The organism is Pseudomonas sp. SDT291_1_S447, assembly GCF_054070155.1.
The window spans coordinates 1-8113 of the sequence record NZ_JBSVXS010000176.1; the positions used below are offsets into that span (position 1 = coordinate 1).

Sequence of the window (8113 nt, forward strand, 5' to 3'; positions counted from 1 at the left end):
GCTTGCTCGCGAAGGGGCCCGAACATACAAAGCGGATTTTCGATGGGCAAAAAAACACCCGGTGCAACGCAAGTCGCACCGGGTTTTTGTTGCCAGCAAACGGCGGATGTCGTGGATCCGCCATTCACTGTTGAACTCTGGTTATGCGCGTTCCAGCGCCAGCGCCACACCCTGACCGCCGCCGATGCACAGGGTCGCCAGACCTTTTTTCGCATCACGCTTGATCATTTCATGCAGCAGGGTCACCAGCACGCGGCAACCCGATGCACCGATCGGATGGCCCAACGCGATGGCGCCGCCGTTGACGTTGACCTTGTCCAGATCCCATTGCAGATCCTTGGCCACCGCCAGTGATTGCGCGGCGAAGGCTTCGTTGGCTTCGATCAGGTCGAGCTGGTCGATGTTCCAGCCAGCCTTGTCGAGGCAGCGGCGGGTGGCCGACACCGGGCCGATGCCCATGATTGCCGGATCAACGCCGGCGTTGGCGTAGGCGGCGATTTTTGCCAGAACCGGCAGGCCGAGGGATTTGGCTTTTTCCGCGCTCATCAGAATCACCGCAGCGGCGCCGTCGTTCAGCGACGAGGCGTTGCCGGCGGTGACGCTGCCGTCCTTTTTAAACGCCGGGCGCAGTTTCGCCAGGGATTCGGCGGTGGTATCGCCGCGTGGTTGTTCGTCGACCTTGAACGCAACCGGATCGCCTTTGCGCTGCGGGATCAGGATCGGGGTGATCTCATCGACAAAGCGACCGGCCTCAATAGCGGCGACGGCTTTCTGCTGCGAGGCGGCAGCGAAGGCGTCCTGCTGCTCACGGCTGATCTCGTATTTGTCGACCAGATTCTCGGCGGTGATGCCCATGTGGTAATCGTTGAACGCATCCCACAGACCATCGCTGATCATGGTGTCGACGATTTGTGCGTGGCCCATGCGCAGACCGGTGCGTGCGCCCGGCATCACGTAGTTGGACAGGCTCATGTTTTCCTGACCGCCGGCGATGATCACGTCAGCGTCGCCGCAACGGATCGCCTGCGCGCCGAGGTGCAGGGCTTTGAGGCCCGAACCACAGACCTTGTTCAGGGTCAGCGCTGGCACAGCGTGAGGCAGGCCAGCCTTGATCGCCGACTGACGCGCCGGGTTCTGGCCGGCGCCGGCGGTCAACACCTGGCCCATGATCACTTCATCAACCTGTGCACCGTCCAGCCCGGTCTGCTCGAGCAACTGGCGGATCACCGCCGCGCCCAGATCAACGGCGGAAACGCTGGCCAGGGAGCCCTGGAAACTGCCGATCGCGGTACGCGTGGCGGCAACAATTACGACGTCTTGCATTTTCGAATTCCTCACTGGGCAGCGAACTGCATTTCCGGTACGTGATCCGGGACGATCAGTTTACCAGCGGTTTTGGCGACGATTTCCTCGACGCTGACGCCAGGTGCGCGTTCCTTGAGGACAAAAGCGCCATTTTCGATTTCCAGGTAGGCGAGGTCGGTCAGCACGCGCTTGATGCAGCCCGCGCCGGTCAGCGGCAGGCTGCATTTGGCCAACAGTTTCGACTCACCGTCCTTCGATGCGTGGGTCATGATTACGATGATGTTGTCGGCGCCAGCCACCAGATCCATGGCGCCGCCCATGCCCTTGACCAGTTTGCCGGGGATCATCCACGAAGCGATGTTGCCTTCGACGTCCACTTCGAACGCGCCGAGCACGGTCAGGTCGACATGGCCACCACGGATCATCGCGAAGGATTCGGCGGAGTTGAAAATCGACGCGCCGATGCGCGCGGTCACGGTCTGTTTGCCGGCGTTGATCATGTCGGCGTCGATGGTCTCTTCGGTCGGAAACGGGCCCATGCCGAGCAGGCCGTTTTCCGATTGCAGCATGACTTCCATGCCTTCGGGAATGTAGTTGGCGACCAGGGTCGGAATGCCGATGCCGAGGTTTACGTAAAAGCCGTCCTGCATTTCGCGGGCGACGCGCTGAGCCATTTGTTCGCGGGTAAGTGCCATGTTCTTGTTCTCCGTCAGCCTGAATTATTTGCGGATGGTGCGCTGTTCGATGCGTTTTTCGAACGTGCCGCAAATGACCCGATCGACGTAGATGCCCGGGGTGTGGATCTGCGATGGATCGAGTTCGCCGGGTTCGACGATTTCTTCCACTTCAACCACGGTGATCTTGCCGGCGGTGGCGGCGAGGGGGTTGAAGTTCTGCGCGGTGTGACGGTAGACGACGTTGCCGAAGTGGTCGGCTTTCCAGCCTTTGACGATGGCGAAGTCGCCGGTAATGGATTCTTCCATCAGGTACTTGCGACCCTTGAATTCACGCACTTCCTTGCCTTCGGCGACCGGTGTGCCAACGCCGGTGGCGGTGAAAAAGGCCGGAATGCCGGCGCCGCCTGCGCGCATCTTCTCAGCGAGGGTGCCTTGCGGGGTCAGGATGACTTCGATGTCGCCCTTGAGCAGTTGCTCTTCGAACAGTTTGTTCTCGCCGACATAAGAGGCGATGACTTTGCTGATCTGACGGTCGGTGAGCAGTACGCCAAGGCCGAAACCGTCGACGCCGCAGTTGTTGGAGACGACGGTGAGGTCGCGGGTGCCTTTGCGTTTGATCTCGGCGATCAGGTTTTCCGGAATGCCGCACAGACCGAAGCCGCCGGCGATGACGGTCATGCCGTCCTCAAGCCCGGCCAGGGCTTCCTCGTAGGAACTCACGCGCTTGTCGAAACCTGCCATATGCACCTCTTTTATTATTTGCGGGCGGCTGGCTAGCCGAATGGTTGGAGTGTCGCGCTGGTGGATATATTTGTTAAGTTGATTTTTAAGGTCGATTGATTGATAAAGCTCAATAGTCGCGTTATGGCGTGCTGCTTTGATCGTTCCCACGCTCCGCGTGGTAATGCCTCTAGGGACGCTCCGCGTCCAGTGACGCGGAGCGTCACGGGCTGCGTTCCCACGCAGGAGCGTGGGAACGATCATCATGGCTTGCCGCTTAACGCTTGTAGCTTACAACTGGAGCGAAGCGAGCATGACCATCAAACAGATCCGCGCCTTCCTCGCCGTGGCTCAAAGCCTGAGTTTCGCCGTGGCTTGCGAGCGCCTGCACCTGTCGCAATCGGCGTTGAGCCTGACCATCAAAGCGCTGGAGGAGGGCCTCGGCGGGCGCCTGTTCAGCCGCAATACACGCAACGTCGCGCTGACGGCCGAAGGCGAATCCTTGCTGCCACTGGCTCGACGGCTGATTGCCGACTGGGACAACGCCGAAGACGAAATGCGCCAACGCTTCAGCTTGCAGCGCGGGCGGGTGACGCTGGCGGCGATGCCGTCGTTTGCCGGTAACCTGCTGCCGCCGATCCTCAAGACCTTTCGTGCGCGTTATCCGAACGTCAATGTCACGGTCAACGACGTGATCAACGAGCAAGTGCTGGAGATGGTTCGGGATCGCCAGGTTGAACTGGGCGTGGCGTTCGAGCCGATGCAGAACACTTCAATGACGTTTACGCCGTTGTACACGGATCGCTTCGTCGCGGTGGTGTCGAAGGATTCGCCGTTGTCGCAGCGCGGCGTGATCGATTGGCAAACGTTGCTGCAGGAGCCGTTTATTACCTTGCAGCGGCCCTCGACGGTGCGGGTGATGCTCGAAGAGCACTTACAGGCGCGGGGCATGAAGTTGCCGGTGGAGTTTGAAAGCCATCAATTGGCGACCGTCGGGCGCATGGTCGCCAGCGGTCTGGGCGTCAGTGCCGTCCCGGCGTTGTGCGCCGAGCAGATGCAAGAGCTGGGTGCCCACTGTCTGACGCTGGATGATTCGGTGGAGCGGGCCATCGGCGTGCTGACCGAGCCGGGCAATGAACTGTCGGCAGCGGCGCAGGCGTTGTTCGATATTCTCAAGGCTGAAGATCTGGGGCGACTGTGAGATTTACCCCCTCACCCCAACCCTCTCCCCCAGGGGGGCGAGGGGGAAGGGAGCTGATCGTGGGTTATTCAGATTGTGAGCTCGACTCAGCATTTTCAGGTCGCAGTATTCAGTCCTGACAACTCGGTCAGTTCCCTCTCCCTTGGGAGAGGGCTAGGGTGAGGGGCTGGGGTCCTGAGTCGAGCACAAAGTGCAGCAACTCACCGATCCAGCACTTCCACCAACAACGGCAAAAGCTGTTCACACGACGCTTCAATCTTCAAATCCAGCAAATCATCCGCGCGGGTCTTGCCCAGATTGATCGCAATCAACGGCTTGCCACGATCGGCAATCACCCGGCACAAACGAAACGCCGAATACGCCATCAACGAAGACCCCACCACCAACATCCCCGCCGCATTTTCTGCCGCCGCCATCGCCCGAGCCGCCGTGGGCTGCGCGACGTTTTCACCGAAAAACACCACGTCCGGTTTCATCCGCTCGCCAGCGCAATGCGGACACTGCGGCACCTGAAAACGTGCTTCGAACGCCGGGTCGAGCAGGGTGTCGCCGTCCGGTGCCTGCATCGCATCGACCCCGGCCAGATACGGATTGTGCAATTCCATCAATTGCTGAATCGAATCGCGCTCGCTGCGCTGACCGCAATCCAGACACAGAACGCGATGCAGGCTGCCGTGCAGCTCAATGACGTCCTGACTGCCGGCCTGATCGTGCAGGGTGTCAACGTTCTGGGTGATCAAGTTGCTGATCAGGCCATGGCGCTGCAAACCGGCCAATGCCTCATGAGCCGCATTCGGCTGCGCCTGACGCACCCTCGGCCAACCGAGCATGGCCCGTGCCCAATAGCGGCGGCGTGATTCGGGGGCGGCCAGAAACTCCTGATACATCATCGGTTGCCGCCCACGGCGTACACCGTCGCTGTCGCGGTAATCCGGAATGCCCGACGGCGTGCTGATACCGGCCCCGGTCAATACGAGGAAATCGCCGTCCGCCATCACTTGCTGGAGCGTGTCGAGGTGTTCGCGGGTCGGGCTGTCGAGCATGGTCAGCGCTCCGGATAAGGACGATGCCAGCAGGTTAGCACGCGACCCGCGCGGGTTACTTGCGTGCCTCCAGAATCAGGTTGAACGGTGTTTGCGTAGCCCGGCGGAAGTGCTTGAACCCGGCCTCGACAAACACTTTGCGCAAACGCATTTCCCCCGCCTGCGCGCCCAGGCCGAGGCCGACTTCCTGCGACAGCGAGTTCGGTGTGCAGATAAACGTCGAGGCCGCATAGAACAGCCGTCCGACCGGGTTGATGTTGTCGTCCAGCGTGTCGTTGGCGAATGGCTCGACCAGCAACACGGTGCCGTCGTCTTTCAGCGAGTCATAGGCGTGACGGGCGGCGCCGACCGGGTCGCCCATGTCGTGCAGGCAGTCGAAATAGCAGATCAGGTCGTAGTCGTTGCCGGGGTAGCTCTTCGCCGAGCCCTGGAAGAACTTCGCCCGGCTGCTGACCCCGCCTTCCTCGGCGCGTTGGGTGGCGACAGTGATCGACGGTGCGTGATAGTCGTAGCCGACGAAACGCGAGTTGGGAAACGCCTGGGCCATGATCACCGTTGAGGCGCCATGGCCGCAGCCGATGTCGGCGACTTTGGCGCCTTCCTCGAGTTTCGCCACCACACCATCCAGCGCCGGCAGCCATTCGGCGATCAGGTGGCCTTTGTAGCCGGGCCGGAAGAATCGCTCGGTGCCGGTGAACATGCACGGGTGGTGGTCGCCCCAAGGCAGGGCGCCGTTGCCGCGCATGGCTTTGACCAGTTTGTCCTTGTCGTGGAAAAACGACGCCACCACGCCGAGGCCGCCGGCGACGTAAACCGGCGAGTCCTCGACGGCCAACGCCAGCGCCTGTTCTTCCGGTAAACGAAACTGGCCGTCGTGATGCTCCATATAGCCGGACGCCGCGTGAGCGCTAAGCCATTCGCGCACCAGACGCGGATTGCAGGTGGTTTTGGCGGCGAGGGCATCGGCACTGATCGGCTGGCTGTCGGCCATGGCCCGGTACAAGCCGAGTTCTTCGCCGACGATGACATTGGCCAGCATCGCCGCGCCGCCCATGTCGTTGACCAGTTTGCCCATGAATTGGTTGAGCTTCGCCTCGTCCATCATGTGTGCTCCTGAAACAGGATCACGGTCCGGCGGCGTCGAAGGTCGAGGCGTGCGCCACCGGGCGGTGGTCACGGAGTTGGGCAGGGCACGGCTGACGTCCTGCGGCCCCCTCGACTGGGTCATAAAAGAGTCTAGCCCCGGTCTGGGTGAGACGCTGTATTTGTGAACACTGAAATACCTGTGGGAGCTGGCTTGCCAGCGATAGCGGTGTGTCAGGCACCAAGGTCATTGGCTGTGTCGACGCCATCGCTGGCAAGCCAGCTCCCACAGGGTTCGGTGTTTGATGAGGACTGTGTATCACTGTGTATCGCGGCAGCGGGGGATACACGGGGCGGCAATTGTCCGGGTGGGCGCACACAGCCGTGATACAGGCGTCGATTCCACTGGGTAGACCCATCCATCGAGGTTTCCCCATGCAAATTCCTCAATCATCAACGCAACCCAGCGTCGGCCTCGGCCTGCGCCGTGGCTTGCTCAAAGACCTGCAAGCTGCCCGCAGCGGCGATTTCGACTTCCTCGAAGTCGCTCCGGAAAACTGGATCGGCGTCGGTGGTGCCCATGGCGCGGCGTTGCGTGAACTGGCCGAACGCTATCCGTTGTCCTGTCACGGCTTGTCGCTGTCACTTGGCGGGTCGGCGCCGCTGGATGTCGGGTTCTTGCAGGAGGTCCGGGTGTTTCTCGACCGTTTCAACGTGCCGCTGTACAGCGAACACCTGAGTTATTGCAGTGATGACGGGCATCTTTACGACTTGCTGCCGTTGCCGTTCACCGAAGAGGCAGTGCGCCACGTCGCCGCGCGAATCCGTCAGGCTCAGGACATTCTTGGTCGGCGTCTGGCCGTGGAAAACGTCTCCTACTACGCCACCCCGCGCCAGGACATGGACGAAGTGACCTTCACCAATGCCGTGCTGCGCGAGGCCGATTGCGACCTGCTACTGGACGTCAACAATGTCTACGTCAATGCGATCAACCACGGCTTCGACGCGCAAACCTTCCTCGCCGGCATCGAGCCGGGCCGGGTGGTCGGCATGCATGTGGCCGGGCATTTCGATGAGTCTGATACGTTGAAAATCGATACCCACGGTGCCTCGGTTAAACCGCAGGTCTGGTCACTGCTGGCCGAGGCCTATGCGCGGTTTGGCGCGCAGCCGACCTTGCTCGAGCGGGATTTCAACTTTCCGGCGTTTTCCGAATTGGTCGTCGAGTTGCAGACCATTCGCCACTTGCAAGCGGAGGGTAGCCATCGTGGATAACCTGATGTTGCAACAACAGGCACTGACCCGGTATTTGCGTGATCCCGAACATCAATCGCCACCGGCCGAAATGAATGCGGCGCGGGTTAACGTCTATCGCGATCTGGTGTTCAACAACGTATCGCAACTGTTGAGCGGCACGTTTCCGGTGTTGATCCGCATCATCGGTGAGCAACGCTGGGGTTTGCTGGTGCGCGGCTTTTTGCGTGACTGGCGGGCGCAGACACCAAAGTTCGGCGAGATTGCCGAAGCCTTTCTCGACTATCTGGCCACGCAACCGCAGGTGTTGCACGAAGGTCAGTGGCCGGGGTTTCTGCTAGAGCTGGCGCATTACGAATGGGTGGAGATGATTTTGCAGCAATCTGATGCCCAAGCGCTGCCGCCGACCGATCCGGCGTTATTGCTGGAACGCCCGTTGCTGATCTCGGCGCTGGCTTTGCCGTTGGCGTATGTGTGGCCGGTGCATGAACTTGATCCGCACCATCAACCCGCCACGCCACCGGCGCAACCGACGCTGTTGCTGGTGCGGCGTACGGCGGACTGGAGTGTGAAGTTTTCCGAGCTGAGTCCGCTGGCCTGGCGCTTGCTGCAGCGCATCACTGAGTTTGCGCCATTGACGGGGCGCGAGCAGTTGCAAGCTCTGGCGCAGGAGGCCGGGCAGCTCGCCAGCAATTCGTTCATGGACAATGGCCTGGTGTTGTTGCGGCAGATGCATGAGGACCAGGTGATCGGCATAGCTTGAATGGATAGCAAGCCATTGTAGGAGTGAGCCTGCTCGCGATGGCGTCCTATAAGGCACTACTTTTCTG

8 protein-coding genes are annotated in these 8113 nt (G+C 61.0%); 3 read left to right on the forward strand and 5 right to left on the reverse strand.

The window, feature by feature from the left end; all coding sequences use genetic code 11:
* Nucleotides 1-141 precede the first annotated feature (141 nt).
* Genes ACW9IR_RS27590 through ACW9IR_RS27600 form a run of 3 tightly spaced genes read right to left on the reverse strand, consistent with a single transcriptional unit; the run spans nt 142 to nt 2723 of the window.
* The gene (locus ACW9IR_RS27590) at nt 142-1323 is read right to left on the reverse strand and encodes an acetyl-CoA C-acetyltransferase (RefSeq protein WP_102902762.1); all 1182 of its coding nucleotides are present in this window, start codon (nt 1321-1323) and stop codon (nt 142-144) included.
* An 11-nt stretch (nt 1324-1334) separates the two neighbouring features.
* On the reverse strand, nt 1335-2000 hold the full coding sequence (locus ACW9IR_RS27595; protein ID WP_007919566.1) for a CoA transferase subunit B: 666 nt from the start codon (nt 1998-2000) through the stop codon (nt 1335-1337).
* A 24-nt stretch (nt 2001-2024) separates the two neighbouring features.
* Nucleotides 2025-2723, reverse strand: coding sequence for a CoA transferase subunit A (locus tag ACW9IR_RS27600; RefSeq protein WP_007919568.1), 699 nt, complete (start codon nt 2721-2723; stop codon nt 2025-2027).
* 292 nt (nt 2724-3015) lie between these two features.
* Between ACW9IR_RS27600 and ACW9IR_RS27605 the strand changes: the two genes are divergently transcribed.
* A complete protein-coding gene (locus ACW9IR_RS27605; protein WP_457465784.1) occupies nt 3016-3903 on the forward strand; it encodes a LysR substrate-binding domain-containing protein in 888 nt (295 codons plus the stop codon).
* Between the two features lie 200 nt (nt 3904-4103).
* Here ACW9IR_RS27605 and ACW9IR_RS27610 read toward each other — a convergent pair whose 3' ends face one another.
* Together ACW9IR_RS27610 and ACW9IR_RS27615 are read right to left on the reverse strand one after the other, a co-directional pair.
* Entirely contained in the window at nt 4104-4946 is an 843-nt protein-coding gene (locus tag ACW9IR_RS27610; RefSeq protein ID WP_457465785.1) for an NAD-dependent protein deacetylase, read from the reverse strand.
* A gap of 55 nt (nt 4947-5001) precedes the next feature.
* A complete protein-coding gene (locus ACW9IR_RS27615) occupies nt 5002-6048 on the reverse strand; it encodes a class I SAM-dependent methyltransferase (protein ID WP_110720542.1) in 1047 nt (348 codons plus the stop codon).
* 416 nt (nt 6049-6464) lie between these two features.
* Between ACW9IR_RS27615 and ACW9IR_RS27620 the strand changes: the two genes are divergently transcribed.
* Complete coding sequence (locus tag ACW9IR_RS27620; protein WP_457465787.1) at nt 6465-7304, forward strand: HvfB family MNIO-type RiPP peptide maturase; 840 nt, start codon at nt 6465-6467, stop codon at nt 7302-7304.
* A 4-nt stretch (nt 7305-7308) separates the two neighbouring features.
* The gene (locus ACW9IR_RS27625) at nt 7309-8046 is read left to right on the forward strand and encodes an HvfC family RiPP maturation protein (protein ID WP_457465788.1); all 738 of its coding nucleotides are present in this window, start codon (nt 7309-7311) and stop codon (nt 8044-8046) included.
* The last annotated feature ends 67 nt before the right edge of the window (nt 8047-8113 follow it).